This is a genomic window from Amycolatopsis sp. NPDC051102, assembly GCF_040682815.1.
Taxonomy (GTDB): Bacteria; Actinomycetota; Actinomycetes; order Mycobacteriales; family Pseudonocardiaceae; genus Amycolatopsis.
This window is the reverse complement of sequence record NZ_JBFBBT010000001.1, coordinates 569534-586649: the sequence shown is the minus strand read 5'-3', so window position 1 is coordinate 586649 and position 17116 is coordinate 569534. Positions and strand designations below refer to the sequence as shown.

General features: G+C 75.1%; 8 protein-coding genes. 6 read left to right on the top strand and 2 right to left on the bottom strand.

Annotated elements, in window-relative coordinates; all coding sequences use genetic code 11:
• Nucleotides 1–20: 20 nt before the first annotated feature.
• Together AB0M93_RS02520 and AB0M93_RS02515 are read right to left on the bottom strand one after the other, a co-directional pair.
• Entirely contained in the window at nt 21–215 is a 195-nt protein-coding gene (locus AB0M93_RS02520) for a (4Fe-4S)-binding protein (protein WP_364267540.1), read from the bottom strand.
• Between the two features lie 372 nt (nt 216–587).
• On the bottom strand, nt 588–827 hold the full coding sequence (locus AB0M93_RS02515) for a hypothetical protein (protein ID WP_364267537.1): 240 nt from the start codon (nt 825–827) through the stop codon (nt 588–590).
• Nucleotides 828–1010: 183 nt separating this feature from the next.
• Between AB0M93_RS02515 and AB0M93_RS02510 the strand changes: the two genes are divergently transcribed.
• The 6 genes from AB0M93_RS02510 to AB0M93_RS02485 are packed head-to-tail and all read left to right on the top strand — an operon-like array spanning nt 1011 to nt 17071.
• Nucleotides 1011–2630 (top strand): PfaD family polyunsaturated fatty acid/polyketide biosynthesis protein, encoded by a 1620-nt coding sequence (locus AB0M93_RS02510; protein WP_364267534.1) that lies wholly within the window; start codon nt 1011–1013, stop codon nt 2628–2630.
• A complete protein-coding gene (locus tag AB0M93_RS02505) occupies nt 2627–6181 on the top strand; it encodes a beta-ketoacyl synthase N-terminal-like domain-containing protein (protein ID WP_364267531.1) in 3555 nt (1184 codons plus the stop codon). The genes AB0M93_RS02510 and AB0M93_RS02505 overlap by 4 nt, the downstream gene beginning before the upstream one ends.
• Nucleotides 6178–8463 (top strand): SDR family NAD(P)-dependent oxidoreductase, encoded by a 2286-nt coding sequence (locus AB0M93_RS02500; protein ID WP_364267528.1) that lies wholly within the window; start codon nt 6178–6180, stop codon nt 8461–8463. Before AB0M93_RS02505 ends, AB0M93_RS02500 begins: the two co-directional genes overlap by 4 nt.
• 30 nt (nt 8464–8493) lie before the next feature.
• The gene (locus tag AB0M93_RS02495) at nt 8494–14676 is read left to right on the top strand and encodes a beta-ketoacyl synthase N-terminal-like domain-containing protein (protein WP_364267525.1); all 6183 of its coding nucleotides are present in this window, start codon (nt 8494–8496) and stop codon (nt 14674–14676) included.
• Nucleotides 14673–15563, top strand: coding sequence for an alpha/beta fold hydrolase (locus tag AB0M93_RS02490; protein WP_364267522.1), 891 nt, complete (start codon nt 14673–14675; stop codon nt 15561–15563). The genes AB0M93_RS02495 and AB0M93_RS02490 overlap by 4 nt, the downstream gene beginning before the upstream one ends.
• Nucleotides 15560–17071 (top strand): alpha/beta fold hydrolase, encoded by a 1512-nt coding sequence (locus AB0M93_RS02485; RefSeq protein ID WP_364267519.1) that lies wholly within the window; start codon nt 15560–15562, stop codon nt 17069–17071. Before AB0M93_RS02490 ends, AB0M93_RS02485 begins: the two co-directional genes overlap by 4 nt.
• Nucleotides 17072–17116: the final 45 nt, after the last annotated feature.

Here is a 17116-nt window from a genome sequence, read left to right as displayed (position 1 = left end):
CGACGGCCGCGCGGCGCGGCTCAGTCCTCGACGACCCGCACCGCGCCCGAAGGGCACCGGATCCCGACTTCGCGCACGTCGTTCGCATCGGCGTCGCCGGGCTCCTTCAGCAGGACGACCAGCCCGTCGTCCTCACCCTGGTCGAACAGGGCGGGGGCGGTCAACACGCACTGGCCGGCCCCGATGCAGACATCGCGCCGCACTTCCACCTTCATGAGCGCTCGCTCCTCCCGAGATCCTGGGCGCCGACGCTAACGCGCGCGGCTAAAGCGCGGCCAAGACCGCGATAGACCGCCTTCAGCGGCGGCCACGACGCTGGTCCTCGTTGCGGACCACCGCATCAGCCGGCGACGGCCCTCCTCCGCATGCCTTGGACGGCCCAGCGCCGGACCTCGACCACCCCACTCAGGAAGGTTCGTCGTCTACGACAGCGTCGGAGAACGTCTGGAGGAGATCGATCCGAGCTACGCCGCCGAAATACTCCAAGAGCAAACTCGAGATTCCTGCACGTGGAGAATTCCCGCTGTCTGTTGGACGAGATCGGCAAAAACCCGACACCACATCGGCAGACGCGATCTCATTCCACCTCATCGCCTTGAAGAGCCGCGCCTGATCGTGTGATCACCGGCTTCCACGTGGGTCACGTCACGCGCGGGAAGCGATACCTTCAGCAAAGTGCACGGCAACTCCACCGTCACGTAGACCTCCCGGTCACCCCCTTCCGGGACGCTCCAGGTGAGCTCCAGCAAACGGCCGCGATGCCGCGAACCGTGGCGGGTGAATCCGATCAGTTCTCCCAGGTGGCCGAGTAATTCGTCTTCGTTCACCGGTTCGCACCGTTCCGGTCGTTGCCGCGAGGGGCGGCTCTCTCGCCGCCGGAGTCAGATTCGGGGCGGGCCGCTCGTCACGTCAAGTCCTTCCGGGCAGAGCAGTTCGCCCCGGTCCGAAGTGCTCCTGTCGCCCCTGGAATGGCGCGTGCTCGAATGGGTGTACATCCTCGGGAACAAGGCATGGTGACAATGATTTCGCTCTCCCAGAACGGCGCCGGCCGGGTTTCGCACGACATTGCGGCGAGCTTCGACCCCGTCGAGGTCACCGCCTTGGTCGGCGAAATCCGGCAGCCGCTCGGGGTGCTGCAGGATCCCGCGACCGGCCGGCGTGGTGTCCGGGTGGTGGACGGCTCCCGCCCCGGCGGCAGCGGGTTGCTCGGTGTGCTTCCGGCGAGCTATCCGGAATGGCTGGGCAGCCGGGAGTTCTGCGCGGCGCACCACACCCGGTTTCCCTACCTCGCCGGCGAGATGTCGACCGGAATCGCCACCACGGAGATGGTCGAAAAGCTCGCCCGCGCGGGTCTCATGGGCTTCTTCGGCGCGGGTGGCCTGCGCGAAGGTGTGGTGCGCGCCGCCGTCGAACGGCTGGGCCGGTCCCTGTGCGGGCGGCACAACTGGGGCGTCAACCTCCTGCACTCGCCGAACGAACCCGCCGTGGAGGCGCGGACCGCGCGGCTGCTCGTCGAACTGGGTGTCCCGGCCGTCTCGGCGTCGGCGTACATGGATCTCACGCCGTCCCTCGTGCTGTGCATGGCACGCGGGCTGCGCGCCGACCGGTCGGGCGGCGTGGCACGGCCGCGCCGCGTGCTGGCGAAGGTCTCCCGGCCGGAGACCGCCGAGCGGTTCCTGTCCCCGCCGCCCGCGCCGATGCTTCGCCGGCTGGTGGAAGACGGCGAGCTGTCCGAAGAGGAAGCGGTGCTGGCGGCCCGGATCCCGGTCGCCGAAGACATCACGGTCGAGGCCGACAGCGGTGGGCACACCGACAACCGGCCGCTGGCGATCATGCTGCCGGCCATCCGCGCGCTGCGCGACCGGCTGGCCGGGCCCGCCGGCGCCGTCCGGATCGGCGCCGCCGGTGGGCTCGGGACCCCCGCCGCGGTCGCCACCGCGTTCGCCCTCGGCGCCGACTACGTGCTCACCGGTTCGGTGAACCAGGCTGCGGTCGAATCGGGGATGTCCGCCGACGGCCGCCGGATGCTGGCCGGCGCCGACCTCACCGACACCGCGATGGCGCCGGCCGCCGACATGTTCGAAATGGGCGTCCGCCTCCAGGTGCTGCGCCGCGGCACCCTGTTCGCCGGCCGGGCCGGGCTGCTGTACGAGCTCTACCAGGCCCACGGGTCGCTGGAGGAGATCCCCGCCCGGCGGCGGGCGCAGCTGGAGGAGCAGGTCTTCCGCCGGCCACTGGAGACGGTCTGGGCGGAGACCGCCCGGTTCTGGGCCGACCGCGATCCCGCCCAGGTGACCCGGGCGGAGACGGACGCGAAGCACCGGATGGCTTTGGTGTTCCGCTGGTACCTGGGCCGCTCCAGCCGGTGGGCCATCACCGGCGACCCCGCCCGCCGGGCGGACTACCAGATCTGGTGCGGCCCGGCCATGGGTGCGTTCAACCGGTGGGCGGCGGGGTCTTTCCTCGACCCGCTCGAACACCGGACGGTCGTCCAGATCGCCCTCAACCTGCTGGAAGGAGCAGCCGTGATCACCCGCGCACACCAGGCCCGCACCTGCGGGCTCCCTGTGACACCGGCCGGCTTCGGGTTCACTCCGCGGCGGCTCGCCGAACCCGGAGGGGCCCGGTGACCCCGCCGGAAAGCGCTTCCGCAGCCGAGCCGATCGCGGTCGTCGGGGTCAGCGCGCTGATGCCGGGTTCCGCGGACGCCGACGGCTTCTGGCGGACCGTGGTGCAGGGCCGCGACCTCGTCACCGACGTTCCCCCGTCGCACTGGCTGATCGCCGACTACTACGACCCCGACCCCGCCGCCCCGGACAAGACCTACGGGTACCGGGGAGCGTTCCTCGACCCGGTGGACTTCGACCCGCTGGCGCACGGCCTGCCGCCCAGCGCCCTGCCCGCCACCGACACGTCGCAGACGCTGACCCTGCTCGCCGCGCAACGGCTCCTGGACGACCTCGCCCGCCACGGTCCGCCCACCTACGACCGGGAACGGGTGAGCGTCATCCTCGGCACCGGGCCGCTGGAACTGCTGACCACGATGGGCAACCGCATGCAACGTCCCGTGTGGGCCAAGGCCTTGCGGGAAAGTGGCCTGCCGGAAGACCGGGTGGACGCCCTCTGCGACCGCATCGCCGAGCACTACGTCCCCTGGCAGGAAGCCAGCCTGCCGGGCTTGCTCAGCAACGTCGTGGCCGGCCGCGTGGCCAACCGGTTCGACTTCCACGGCACCAACTTCGTCACCGACGCGGCCTGTGCCGGGTCGCTGGCCGCGGTGTCCTCGGCCGTCAACGAGCTTCGGCTGCGGCAGGCCGACATGGTCGTCACCGGCGGCGTCGACACCCTCAACGACATCGTCTGGTACACCTGCTTCAGCAAGACGCCTGCCTTGTCCCCCACCGGCGACTGCCGTCCGTTCTCGGCCGACTCCGACGGCATGGTCCTCGGCGAGGGCGTCGTGTTGTTCGCCCTCAAGCGGCTTGCGGACGCCGAGCGTGACGGTGACGCCGTCTACGCCGTCATCCGCGGGGTGGGCACCTCTTCGGACGGACGCGGCACGGCTGTCTACACGCCGCTGCCCGAGGGGCAGGTCCGGGCGCTCCGGCGGGCGTACGCGGCGGCCGGGTACGAGCCCGGCACCGTCGAGCTGGTGGAAGCGCACGGCACCGGGACCCGGGCCGGGGACGCCGCCGAGACGGCGGCGCTGCGCGAGGTGTTCGGTGCGACCGCACCGGATCCCTGGTGCGCGCTGGGCTCGCTGAAGTCCCAGTTCGGCCACACCAAGGCCACCGCCGGCGCCGCCGGGTTGCTCAAGGCCGTGCTCGCCCTGCACCACCAGGTGCTTCCGCCGACGATCAAGGTCACCCGCCCGAACCCCGCGCTGGGGCTGACCGGCAGCCCGTTCCGGGTCAACACCGAGACGCGGCCCTGGATCCGCGGCTCGGCCCACCCGCGGCGGGCGTCGGTGTCGAGCTTCGGCTTCGGCGGCACCAACTTCCACGTCACCGCCGAGGAATACGTGCCGTCCCGCGGCGGACGGCGGGCGTACCGGACGCGCACCGCCCCCTCGGAGCTGGTCGTCCTGACGGCCGGCTCGACGGAGGAGCTGCTGGACGCCTGCCGCGGCGTGGCCGAAGACGGACGGCCGCTCGCCGTGATCGCCCGCGAATCCCAGGAAAAGGTTACCCCGCACAGCGTTCCCGGCCGGCGGCTCGCGATCGTGGCGACCGACGTCGACGAGCTGAGGCGCAAGGTGGCGCAGGCCGCCGGTCGCGTCCGGAGCGCCCCGGAAAGCTCGTTCGGCACCCCGGACGGAACGCACTACGGCGCCGGCCCGGCGGACACCGGCCGGCTCGCCTTCCTCTTCCCCGGGCAGGGGAGCCAGTACGTCGGGATGGGCGCGGACCTGGCCCTGCACGTGCCCCAGGCCCGTCTGCGGTGGGACCGGCTCGCGGACCTCGAACTGGGCGAGCGGCCGCTGCACCGGGTCGTGTTCCCCGCGGCGGCCTTCGACGACGAGGAACGGGCCGCGCAGGCCGCGCAGCTGACGGCCACCGAATGGGCGCAGCCCGCGGTGGCGGCGCACAGCACGGCGTTGCTGGCCGTCCTGGACGCCGCCGGGATCCGGCCGGACTGCGTGGCGGGCCACAGCCTCGGGGAACTGACCGCGCTGCACGCCGCCGGGGTCATGGACGACACGTCCCTGGTTCGCCTGGCACGGCGGCGCGGGGAGCTGATGCGGGACGCCGCCCGGCAACCCGGCGGCATGCTCGCCGTGACGGCCCCGGCCGCGGTCGTCGACCGCGCGATCGGCGCCCTGGGCCTGCGCGACCTCTGGCCGGCCAACCACAACGCGCCCGAGCAGGTGGTGGTGTCCGGTGGCCGCCGGTCCCTCGCCGCGCTGGAACGCCGGCTGGCCGAAAACGGCGTCCGCGCGCACCCGCTGAACGTGTCCGCGGCCTTCCACAGCCCGCTCGTCCGGGACGCGGTCCGGCCGTGGGGCGCCCACGTCCGCCGCCTGACCTTCGCCGCGCCGCGGGTTCCGGTCTACGCGAACTCCGACGCCGCCACGTACCCGGCCGAGTCCGGGGAGATCGCCGGCCGGCTCGCCCAGCAGCCGGTGTCGGCGGTGCGGTTCGCCGACCAGGTGTCGGCGATGTACGACGCCGGCGTCCGGACCTTCGTGGAGGTCGGCCCCGGCTCGGTGCTGACCGGGCTCGTGCGGGCGAACCTCGGGCCTCGCGAGCACACGGCGATCGCCCTGGACCAGCGGGGCAAGCACGGCCTCACCACCCTGCAGGACGGCCTCGCGAAGCTGGTCGCCCGGGGCGTGCCGGTGAACTTCGCGCCGCTGTGGCAGGGCCACGCGCCGGAACCCCCGCCCACGCCCCCGAAATCCGCCGCCACCGTGCGGATTTCCGGCACCAACTACGGCAAGCCCTACCCCGCCGCCGACACGGCGCCGAACCAGGACACCACGCACCCACCGGAGGGATCCCCTGTCATGCCACAGCCAGCGAACGGGCCGACCGAAGACCACGCCGACGACCGGGCCGCGTGGTGGGACACCGTGCGGGAGCTCCACCGGCTGGCCGCCGCGACGCAGGCCTCCTACCAGCGCACGACGGCCGAGAGCCAGCTGGCCTACCTCGCGGCGGTGGGCCGGTCGCTGCACCACGAGGACGGCCCGCCGCCGGCGGACCGGGACTTCCCGGCGAACGGGTCGGCTCCGAACGGCCTTCCGGCCGCGGCGAAAGCGGCCGCCCTGCCCATGGAGCCGCCGCCGGGGCTCGACGGCGGCTTCCCGGCCGTCGAGGACTTCGGGTTCGGCGAAGCCGCCCCGGTCGTCGACGAACCACCGATGCCTGCGCCACCGGCGAAACGCACGGAACCGGCTCCGCAGCCCGACGCGCCCGCCGGCGACGGACCGGCGAGTGAGCGGCTCATCGGGCTGACCCTCCAGGTCGTCGCGGACAAGACGGGCTACCCGGTCGACATCCTCAACCCGGAGATGCACCTGCAGGCCGACCTGGGCGTCGACTCGATCAAGCGGGTCGAGGTGCTGTCGGCCCTGCGCGACCGCATCGAGGGCCTGCCCACGCTCGACCCGGCCGAGGTCGGCCGGCTGCAGACGATCGGCGAGATCGCCGAGCGGCTGACGGCGGAGGTCGGCGGGTGAGCACGGTCGCCGTCGAGACCGCCGGCCGGCTCCTGCGCTACGCCGTCCGCGAGGCGCCGGCCGAGCTGTCGGACCTGACGCCGTCGGGCCTGGGCGACGGACGGCTGGTCGTCACCGACGACGGCGGCGGCGTCGCGGCCGCGCTCGTCGAACGGCTCGCCGCCCGAGGCGTCGACGCGGCCGTCACCCGCGAAGTGCCGCCCGACGCCGACGGCGTCGTGTTCCTCGGCGGGCTGCGCGAAGTGGCCGGCCTGGCGGAGGCGATCGCGGTCAACCACGAGGCCTTCGCGGCCGCTCGGGCGGTGGCCGCCCGGTTCACCCGAAGCGGCGGGCTGTTCGCCTTCGTCCAGGACACCGGCGGGGACTTCGGCCTCGGCGGCCGGCAGGGCGACCGGGCCTGGCTCGGCGGTCCGGCGGCGCTGGCCAGGACGGTCGCCAAGGAGTGGCCGGAAGCCACGGTCAAGGCGATCGACTGCGAGCGCGGCGGCCGCGACCCGGGCCCGATCGCCGACGCGCTCGCCGACGAACTGTGCCACGGCGGAGCGTTGCCGGACGTCGGCCTGCACGCCGACGGGCGGCGCACGACGCTGGTGGTGGAAGCCGAGCGAACGCCGGCACCGGTGGCGCGGTGGCGGACCGGGTCCGGCCGGACGCCGGTCGTGGACCGCGAATCGGTCGTCGTCGCGGCGGGCGGCGCGCGGGGCATCACGGCCGAGGCCGTGCGCGCGATCGCCGACGCCCACCGGCCCCGGATCGTCCTCATCGGACGGACGCCGCTGACCGGCGAGCCACCGCCGGTGCGGGAAGCCGGCGACGAAACGGCCGTGAAGCACGCGATCGTGGCCGACCGGCTGCGCGCCGGCGGACCGGTGCCCGCGCCGGCCGAGGTCGGCGCGCTGGCGCGCCGGATCGTCGCCGCGCGCGAGGTGCGCCGCACGATGGCCGCTCTGACCGAGGCGGGCAGCGAAGTCCGTTACCTGGCGGTGGACGTCGGCGACCCGGCCGCCCTCGGTGCGGCGTTGTCCCGGGTCCGCCGGGAGTGGGGGCCCGTGACCGGTCTCGTGCACGGTGCCGGCGTGCTGGCCGACAAGCCCGTGGCGGCGAAGACGGACGAGATGTTCGACCGGGTCTTCGACGTCAAGGTGCGGGGGCTGCGCGCGTTGCTGGCCGCCACCGCCGAGGACCCACTGTCCTTTGTGTACTTGTTCTCCTCGGTGGCCGCGCAGTTCGGCAACGTGGGCCAAGGCGACTACGCGATGGCCAACGAGGTGCTCTTCCAGGTGGCGGCGGCCGAGTCGGCGCGCCGCCCCGGCTGTCCGGTGACGGCGGTCGGGTGGGGTCCGTGGCGGGCCGGGATGGTCACGGCGGAGCTGGCCGGGCACTTCCGGGACAGCGGGGTCGGCCTGGTACCGGTCGAGGCGGGCGGCCGGGCCGTCGTCGCCACGCTGGCCGCGGGGACGCTCGGGCGGCGCCTGCTCGTCGCGGCCGACGGCGGCCGGATCCTGCCGGGTCCCGGGCGACGCCGGAAAACCGCCCTCCGCTTCGGTTTCGCCGAGCAACCGGCGCTGCGCGACCACACCATCGGCGGCACCGCCGTGGTGCCGGTGGCGCTGACGCTGGACCGGTTCCTCGCCGCCGCCCGGGAACTCGAGCCGGCCCGCCGGGACCTCGCGCTCGCCGACGTCCGGGTGTTCCGGCCGCTGACCGTGACGCCCGGCCGGGTACGCCGGCTCACCCTCCGCGCGGTGGAAGACGGGACGGGCGGCGCGGAGCTCAAGATCACCGACGAGGACGGCCGGCCGTGCCAGGCCGCGCGCACGACCGCGGTGGCCGGCGAACGGTACGCCGACTGGTCACCCCTTCCCGCGCAGCCACCCGGGAACGCCGACCCGTACGCCAGTGCCGCCCTCTTCCACGGCCCGCTGTTCCGCACGCTCAAGTCGGTCGAAAGCCTGTCGGCGGAAGGGGCGGACGGGACGGTCACGGGCGTGCGGGAGCGCGGCTGGCCCGGCCGGTACCCCGGCACCGACCCCGCCGCCGTGGACGCCGCGTTCCAGCTCGGGGTGCTGTGGGCCGAGCGGGTGCTGGGCGTGGCCACCCTGCCGATGGCGGTGAAGGCGGTCCGGTTGCTGGTGCGCGGAGCGCTGACCGGGCCGCTCCGCTGCGCCGTCCGGGGCCGCCACACCGGCCCCGACCACGCCGTCTGCGACGTCGCGCTGCTGGATCCCGGCGGCCGGACGCACCTGGAGCTGCTGGGCGTCAGCCTGATCCGCCGTCCCTGAACCTTCCGCTTCGACGCCTGGGAGCCCTTCATGTTCGAACCCATCGCCGTCGTGGGCCGCGGCTGTGTCCTCCCCGGCGCGCTGACGCCGGAAGCCTTGTGGCACAACGTCATGGCCAAGCGGGTGAGCCTGGGGCCGGTGCCGGACGGCTACTGGCGCCTCGGCCACCCGCTCCCCGGAGAACCTTTTCCCGGCACGACTGGCACGACTGGCACCACCGGCACCGGCGAAGCCGTCCGGGTCGGCGGCTACGTCCGCGGCTTCGACACGGTGTGGGACCCGGCCGGGTTCGCCGTCGCCCCGGCGGACCTCTCCTCCCTCGATCCGCTGGTCCACTGGACCCTGCACTGCGGCCGGGAGGCGCTGCGCGAAGCCGGCCTGACCGAGCCGCCGCCCCGGGCCGGCCTCGTCCTCGGCGTCCTCGGCTACCCGACGCCCGGGATGAGCCGGTTCGCCGAGCGAGTGTGGACCGACGCCCTGCCCGCACAGCTGCGGCGAGCGGTGGCGGGCCACGACGTTCCGGACCCGCGCAACCGGTTCTCCTGCGGGCTCACCGCCCACCTGACGGCCCGCGCCCTCGGCCTCGGCGCCGGTTCGCTGGGCTTGGACGCCGCCTGCGCCTCGTCGCTGTACGCGCTCAAGATCGCCGTGGACCGGCTGCACGACGGCGCCGCCGACGTCATGCTGGCCGCCGCCGTCAACCGCGCGGACGACCTGTTCGTGCACGCCGGGTTCGGCGCCCTCGGCGCGCTCAGCCGCACCGGACGCAGCCGCCCGTTCGCCCGCACCGCCGACGGGCTGGTGCCGGCGGAGGGTGCCGCGTGCGTGGCGCTGATGCGGCTGACCGACGCCGTCCGCGCCGGCACGCCGGTCTTCGCGGTGCTCCGGGGCATCGGGCTGGCCAACGGAGGCCGCGGGGAAGGCCTGCTCGCGCCGTGCCCGGAAGGCCAGGAACGCGCGATCCTCGGCGCCTACCGGGCCGCCGGGCTCGATCCGGGCTCGGTGACGCTGCTGGAGTGCCACGCCACGGGGACAAGCCTCGGCGACGCCGTCGAAGCCCGCACCGCGGCGAAGGTCTTCGCCGGGGCGGATGACCTGCCGGTGGGTTCGGTCAAGTCGAACCTCGGGCACCTGGTGACGGTTGCGGGGCTGGCGGGCCTGCTGAAGCTCCTCGGCGCGATGCACGCCGGCGTCCGCCCGGCCACCCTGGGCGCCGACGACCCCGCCGAAGCGCTGACCGGCACGGCACTGCGGCCGCTCACCGAACACGAGCCGTGGGCCGGCCCGCGGCGCGCGGGCCTCAGCACCTTCGGGTTCGGCGGCACCAACGCCCACCTCGTGCTCGACGCCCTGCCCCCGACCGCGGAGTCCTACCCCGGGCCGTACCCGCCCGTCGAGGACGAAGTGGCCATCGTGGCCATCGGCGCCCGGGTCGGCACCGGGGAGAGCGTCCGGGACTTCGCCGACGGGCTGTTCGGCGAACGGCCGCCGTCGCCGCGGCGGGAGACCGTCGAGACACCGCTGGCCGGCCTCCGGTTCCCGCCGTCCGACCTGGAACACGCGCTCGCGCAGCAGCTGCTGGTGCTGGCCGCGGCCCGGGAGGCGCTGGCCGGGCGGGACCTGCCGCGGGACCGCACGATGGTCCTGGTCGGGATGGGGTGCGACGCCGAAGGGGCGCGGCACGCGGCACGCTGGCGGGTGCCGTCCTGGCTGGCCGGGAGCGGGGCCGCCGACGAGGTCGCCGTCGACCCGGCCGCGCGAGCCGCGTTCGGGCCGCCGCTCACCGCGGCCGGGGTGGTCGGCGCGATGCCCAACATCGTCACCAACCGCCTGAACTCCCAGTTCGACCTGGCCGGCCCGAGCTTCTCGGTGTTCGCGGAGGAAGCGTCCGGGCCGGTCGCCCTGGAGCTCGGGTGCCGGGCGCTGCGCGCGGGCGAAGCGGACGCCGTGGTGGTCGGCGCGGTGGACCTGTCGTGCGAACCGGTGCACGAGGCGGCCCTGCGCGCCCTCGGCCGCGGCTGCCCACCGGGCGACGCCGCGGTGGTGCTGCTCCTGCGCCGCCGCGCCGACGCCGAACGGGACGGCGCGGACATCCTGGCGCTCGTCGGCGAGGCCGACGTCACCGGCGCCGAGCCCGGTCTCCGAGTCGGCCCCCACCCGGACGACGGGCAGGTGCCCGGCTTCGATCCGGTGGACCGGTTCGGCAGCGCGCACGCCGCTCAGGGGCTCGTCGCGGTCGCCGCCGCGGCGCTCGCGGTACGGCATCGGGCGATCCCCCGCCCCGGCCACCCGGCCGACCCCCTGCTGGCCGAGCCGGTCGCTGACGTCACCGTGGCCCCGATCGGCGCCGGCGCCACCACGGTCCGGGTCCGCGGGGTGACGCCGGTGGCCTGGCGGGCCGGCGGCTACGCGGTCCGGCTGTTCACCGGCGGGAACCGGCGCGAGCTCGCCGAGGCGGTGCGGGCCGGAACGCCCGGCGGCGCCGGGCCCTGCCGGCTCGCGCTGGTCGACCGGCCCGGCGACGACCCGGGCGCCCGGCAGGAGGCGGCCCACCGGTGGCTCACCGGCCAGGGCGAACGGCCGCCCGCGACCGCGTTCCGGGAACGGCCGGCCGGCGGCGAAGTCGCATTCGTCTACCCCAACGGCTCGGCCTGTTACCCGCGGATGGGCCGCTCGCTCATGCTCGCCTTCCCCGGTCTCGTCGACGAAATCCGGCGGCAGGGCGGCGAACTCGCGCGGCTCGCCGAGCCCGTGTTCGACGGCCGCTCCACCGACCCCGTGCGCCGGAACCTGGCCGCGACCCTGCTCGCCGGCCTGCACACCCGCCTGACCCGGGACGCGCTCGGAATCCGGCCCGACGCGGTGCTCGGCTACTCCTCCGGAGAGGCCGGCGCGCTGGTGGCGCTGCGGGTGTGGGACGAGATCCCGGCGCTCGTCACCGAGCTCGCCGCGGCCGGGTGCTTCACCCACGGGCTCGTCGGCACGCAGCGGATCGCCCGCCGGGCCTGGCGCCGCCTGGGCCTGCCCGACGAGCGCTGGGTGAACCTCGTGGTCGCCGCCCCCGCCGACCGGATCCGGGCCGCGCTCGAGGACGAACCGGCCGCTTTCCTGCTGGTGGTGAACACGCCCGGCCAGTGCGTCATCGGCGGCGCGGCGGACGCCTGCGACCGCGTCGTGCGGCGCCTGGGCGACGCCGTGACCGCGCTCCCCCTCGGGTACGACATCGCCGCCCACGCCCGCGTCCTGGACGAGGCCCGACCCGAGCTGCTGCGGCTCTACCGCCGTCCGGTCCACGTCGAACCGGGCCTGCGCTTCTACACCAGCACGACCGGAGACACCTACGTCCCGACGTCCGACTCGGTGGCCGACGTGCTCACGACGCTGACCCTCGACCGGATCGACTTCGCCGCCACAGTCGGCAAAGCATGGGACGACGGCGTCCGCGTGTTCGTCGAGCACGGCCCGCGCAACCTGTGCGCCGGCTGGATTTCGGCCACCCTCGGCGACCGCGACCACGTGGCCGTCGCCCTGGACGGCGCCGGACCGGGCGAGGACTCCCTCGCGGCCCTCGCCCAGGCCGTCGCCGAGCTCGCCGCCGCCGGGACCGTCGGGGACCCGGGCGCGGTGCTGGGCCGGTCGACGCCCGTGTCGCCGGCCGCAGATCGGCCCCGGGCGCTGGTCACCCCCGCCCACCCGCCCCTCGTCACGGCGGCGCTGGGCCGGCCGCCCTTCACCGGGCTGCCACCGGCCGGGCGCAAGGGCGGGCGAAAGGTGCCTGCCCGCGAGAACCGGCTTCCGGCGCGCGCACCGGCCGGAGCGTCGAACGGACACACACCGGGTCGCCCGGGCGCGCTCGCCCTCGACCGGGCCCAGCTGGAAAGCCTGGGCGCCGGCCGGGTCGCGGCCGTGCTGGGCGACCGGTTCGCCGCCGTCGAGAAGCGGGCACGGCACACGCGCATGCCCGAGCCCCCGATGCTGCTGGCCGACCGCGTCCTGGGCATCGAGGGCGAGCCCTGCTCCCTGGGGAAGGGCACCATCCGGACCGAGACCGACATCCGCCACGACGCCTGGTACCTGGACGGCTGCGGGCGGATGCCCGCCGGACTGCTGGTCGAAGCCGGGCAGGCGGACCTGCTGCTGCTCACCTGGCTCGGCGCCGACCTCCACGTCGGCGAAGACCGCGTGTACCGCCTGCTGGGCATGGACCTGACCTTCCACGGCAGCCCGCCCGCCGCCGGGACGACCGCCCGGTACGACATCTCCGTCGACGGCCACGGCGAGCACGGCGGGGTGCACCTGTTCTTCTTCCACAGCCGGTGCGAGGCCGGCGGGGAACTCCGGCTCACGGTGGAGAACGGGCAGGCCGGCTACTTCACCGACGAGGAGCTGGCCGCCTCCGGCGGTGTGCTCTGGCACCCCGGCGAGGCGGAGCCGCCGGACGGCCGGTGGTCCCCGCCCGCGGCGACGACCAAAACCTCCTTCGGTTTCGCCGACGTCCGGGCCTTCGCCGAAGGCCGGCCCGACCGCTGCTTCGGCGAGGGCTGGGCACGCACCCGGGCCCACCTCCGCACTCCTCGCACCGGGGACGGCCGCCTGCAGCTGCTGCACCGGGTCCCCGTCTTCGACCCGGCCGGCGGCCCGTGGAAGCGCGGGTACCTGCGGGCCGAATTCACCCTCAGCCCGCAGGAGTGGTTCTTCCCCGGGCACTTCACCGGCGACCCGTGCATGCCGGGGACGCTGATGTTCGAAGCCTGCCTGCAGGCGATGGCGTTCCACCTCGCGGCCTGCGGCCACACCCTCGACCGCGACGGCTGGCGGTTCGAGCCGGTGCCCGGCGAGACCGTCCGGGTGCGGTGCCGGGGCCAGGCGACCCCGCGCAGCCGGCTGCTGGTCTACGAGCTGTTCGTGTCCGAAATCGTGGCCGGCCCGCAGCCGGTCCTCTTCGCCGACGCCCTGTGCACGGTCGACGGCGTCAAGGCGTTCCACGCGCGGCGGCTCGGCCTGCGGCTCACCCCCGACTGGCCGCTCGACCACTGGCGCGTGTTCGCCGCGCCGTCGACCCAGCCGGACGGCGAACCCGTTCCGCCCGAGCGCCTCGGCGGCCTGGTGGGCGAGCCGGGCGACGGCGACGGGCACCGGGCCGGTTACGCCGATCTGCTGGCCGCGGCGTGGGGGCCGCCCCCACGGCCGGACGGCTCGCCGTCGGTTCGCCTGCCCGGGCCGCCCTACCTGTTCGTCTCCCGGATCCCGGACATCTCCCCTTCGTCCACCGGCGACGGCGGCACCGTCGTCGCCGAATACGCGGTGCCGGAGCGGGCCTGGTTCTGGGACGGAGGCGCCACCGCTCCGGTGGCCGTCCTGACCGAGGTCGCGGTGCAGCCGTGCTCCTGGCTCGTCGGGCACCTGGACCTCGCCCGGGCCGCCGGCCCCGGTGCGCGGCTGCGGAACCTCGGCGGCTCCCTCACCGTGCACCGCGAGCTGTGCCCGGCCGACGGCGTGGTCCGGACCGTCGCGCGCCTGACCGGAGTCACCGAGCGCGAAGGCGTCACCGTCTGCGCCTTCACAGTCGCCTGCCACGTCGGCGACGAACCGTTGCTGACCCTTGAAACCACGATCGGCTTGCTGCCGGCCGGAAGCACGGCGTGGCCGTCGACCGCTCCGGAGCAAGCGCCGCCGGACGCCGGTGGCCCGGCGCTCGACCTGCGGACCGGCCCGCCACGCCTGTTCGGCGGCCGGCCGCGGCTGCCCGGGCCCATGCTGCTGATGATCGACCGGGTCACCGACGTCCTGCCGGACGGCGGTGCCGCCGGGCTCGGCCGGATCCGGGCCGAAACGGACGTCGATGCCGGCGATTGGTGGTGCCGGGCCCACGTCTTCGGGGACCCGGTCCTGCCGCCCGGTCTCGCGCTCGAGGCGGTGGCTCAGCTCCTCCAGGTCTTCCGGCTCGACGGCGCGGCCGGGCCGCTCCACGGCAAGCGCTTCGAGACGCCGGCCGCCGGGCGCGCGTTGACCTGGACCCACCACGGCGAGGTGCGCCCGGGCGGCGGCCGGGTGGTGCTCGACCTGGAGGTCACCGCACGGGAACCCGCGACCGCCGATGCCCGGCTGTACGTCGGACGGCAGTGCGTGGGCGAAGTGCACGGAATGACGCAGCGGCTGGTGCCGGCGAGGACGAGCGGGCGCGGCCGCCGGACGGACGAGGAGGCACGGTGAAGGACGATTCCCCGAGCGAACACCGGGTGCTGGTGCAAGGCCTGTCGACGGCTTACTTCGACGAGGGGACCGGGCCGGTGCTCCTCCTGGTGCACGGCAACGTCACCACCTTCCGGAGCTGGCAGCGGATCGTCACGGAGTTCCGGACCACCCACCGGGTCCTGGCCCTTTCGCTGCCCGGCTACGGCGGCACCAGCCCGCAGGAGGAGCCCAGCCTCGACGATCAGGTCGCCTTCCTCGGCGCGTTCCTCGACGCGCTGTCCGTGGACCGGGCGATCGTCCTCGGCCACTCCGCCGGCGGCCTCATCGCGGCGACGTTCGCGCTGCAGCACCCCGGGCGCGTGACCCGGCTGGCGCTCTCGGACTCCGCCGGCCTCGGCCGCGCCGTGAGCCCGCTGCTCATCGCCGGCTCGCTGCCCCCGGACTGGGTCGTCGACCTGCTGACCGCCGCGCTCGTCCTCCCCGGCAGCGGCATCCCGCGCGCCCTGGTGAGCGGGTTGCAGCTCCGGCGGCCCTGGCGGGTCACCGTCCGCGAGTGGCGCGACCAGATCCGCCTGACCCAGGCGCGGACGCTGCTCTCGACGTCCTTCCGGATGGCCCGGCTGGCCGTGGGCCCGACGGGGCAGCGCCGTCGTTACCGGATCGACGACCGGCTGGGCGAGCTGGCGATGCCGACCCTGCTGATCTGGGGGCTGACCGACGAGGTGTTCCCGGTCTGGCAGGCCGTGCGCGCGGCCGGGAAGCTCCGGCGCGGGCGGCTGGCCGTGCTCATGAGCGCGGGGCACGTCGGCTACCTCGACAGCCACGTCGGGTTCGTCGACATCCTCGGCCCGTTCGTCCGCGACGAACCCGCCTCACCGTCCGTTGTGGACGGTGAGCGGCCGTGACGGCCGACACCGCCGCGCTGCTGCGCGCCGAGGCCCGGGACCCGCGGTTCCTCGACCCGGCGTGGACGTCGGTGCCCGCACTGCGTGCCCTGCGCGACACCTACTTCGCGGGCGTGCGGATCGCCGACCGGACGGCCGCCGCCCTCCCCCTGCCCGCCGCCGACCGGACGGCCGCCCGGTTCCTGGCCCGCCTGGCCGCCGACGCGCTCGCCCCGCCCAACCTGTTGCCGGTCAACCCGGCCGCCCTGCGGAAGGCGGCGCGGACGCGGGGCCGCAGTCTCCTGCAGGGGACCCGGCACCTGCTGTCCGACGTCCGGCACAACCGCGGCCTGCCCGCGCTGGTGGACCGGCACGCGTTCGAAGCCGGGCGCAACCTGGCGACCACCCCCGGCCGGGTCGTCTTCCGCAACCACCTGATGGAACTGATCCAGTACGAGCCGCGCACGGCCACCGTGCACGCCGTCCCGCTCCTGGGCTGCCCGCCCTGGGTCAACAAGTTCTACATCGCCGACCTGAGCCCCGGGCGCAGCATCGTGCAGTGGGCCGTGGAGCACGGGCACACCGTGTTCACCATCAGCTACCGGAACCCGGACGCGTCCCTGCGGCACATCGGTTTCGACGACTACCTCCGGGACTCGCTGCTCCCCGCCATGGCCGTCGTCCGGGACATCACGGGCGCCGAGGAGGTCAACCTCTTCGGCGGCTGCCTCGGCGGCCTGATCGGGCTGATGCTCGCCGCCTGGCTGGACGACGACCACCGCCCGCGGCTGCGGACCGTCACCGCCCTGAACACCCTGGCCGACTTCACCGACATCACCGCGCTCACCCGGGCGGGCGGCATCGGCCTGCTCCTGCGGGGTCCCGGTGTCCGGCTGGTGGAAGCCCTCACCGCGGCCCAGGGGGTGATGAGCGGCCGGAACCTCGAGCTGTTCTTCCGCCTGCTCCGTTCCGACGACCTGATCTGGTCGCGGCTGAAGGCCGGCTGGCTGCTGGGCGAACGGCCGCCGGCCTACGACCTCCTGTACTGGAACTGCGACACCCTGAACGTCCCGCACCGCGCCCAGCAGTACCTGCTGCGGAACCTGTGCCTGGACAACGGTTTCGCCGCGGGAACGGCCGAGCTGGCCGGGCGGCGGCTGCGGCTGGGCCGGATCACCCAGGACGTCTTCCTGGTCGCCGCGCGCGACGACCACCTGGTGCCGTGGACGTCGGCCTACCGGACCGTGCGGCTGCTGCCCGGCGACGTCCGCTTCCACCTGGCCTCGGGCGGTCACAACGCGGCCGTCGTGGCCCCGCCGGGCTCCGGGGCGAGCTACTGGACGGGCGGCCCGGACGGTGCGCCGGCGTCCGGCTGGCTGGCCGGCGCCACCGAGTACCACGACACCTGGTGGCGGGCCTGGGCCCGCTGGCTGGCCCAGCGGGCGGGCCCCCAGCGTCCGCCCCCGCCACTGGGCAACGCCCGCCACCCGGCCACGGACCCGGCCCCCGGCCGGTACGTCCTGACCTGAGCGGGCTCGTCCCGCAGCACCGGCGTCAGCCCGCCGCCGGACCCA

What these genes read in the sequence shown, in the direction of transcription:
- AB0M93_RS02520 (WP_364267540.1), bottom strand. Translation starts at nt 215, where the DNA reads ATGAAGGTGGAAGTGCGGCGCGATGTCTGCATCGGGGCCGGCCAGTGC.
- AB0M93_RS02495 (WP_364267525.1), top strand. Translation starts at nt 8,494, where the DNA reads ATGTTCGAACCCATCGCCGTCGTGGGCCGCGGCTGTGTCCTCCCCGGC.
- AB0M93_RS02510 (WP_364267534.1), top strand. Translation starts at nt 1,011, where the DNA reads ATGGTGACAATGATTTCGCTCTCCCAGAACGGCGCCGGCCGGGTTTCG.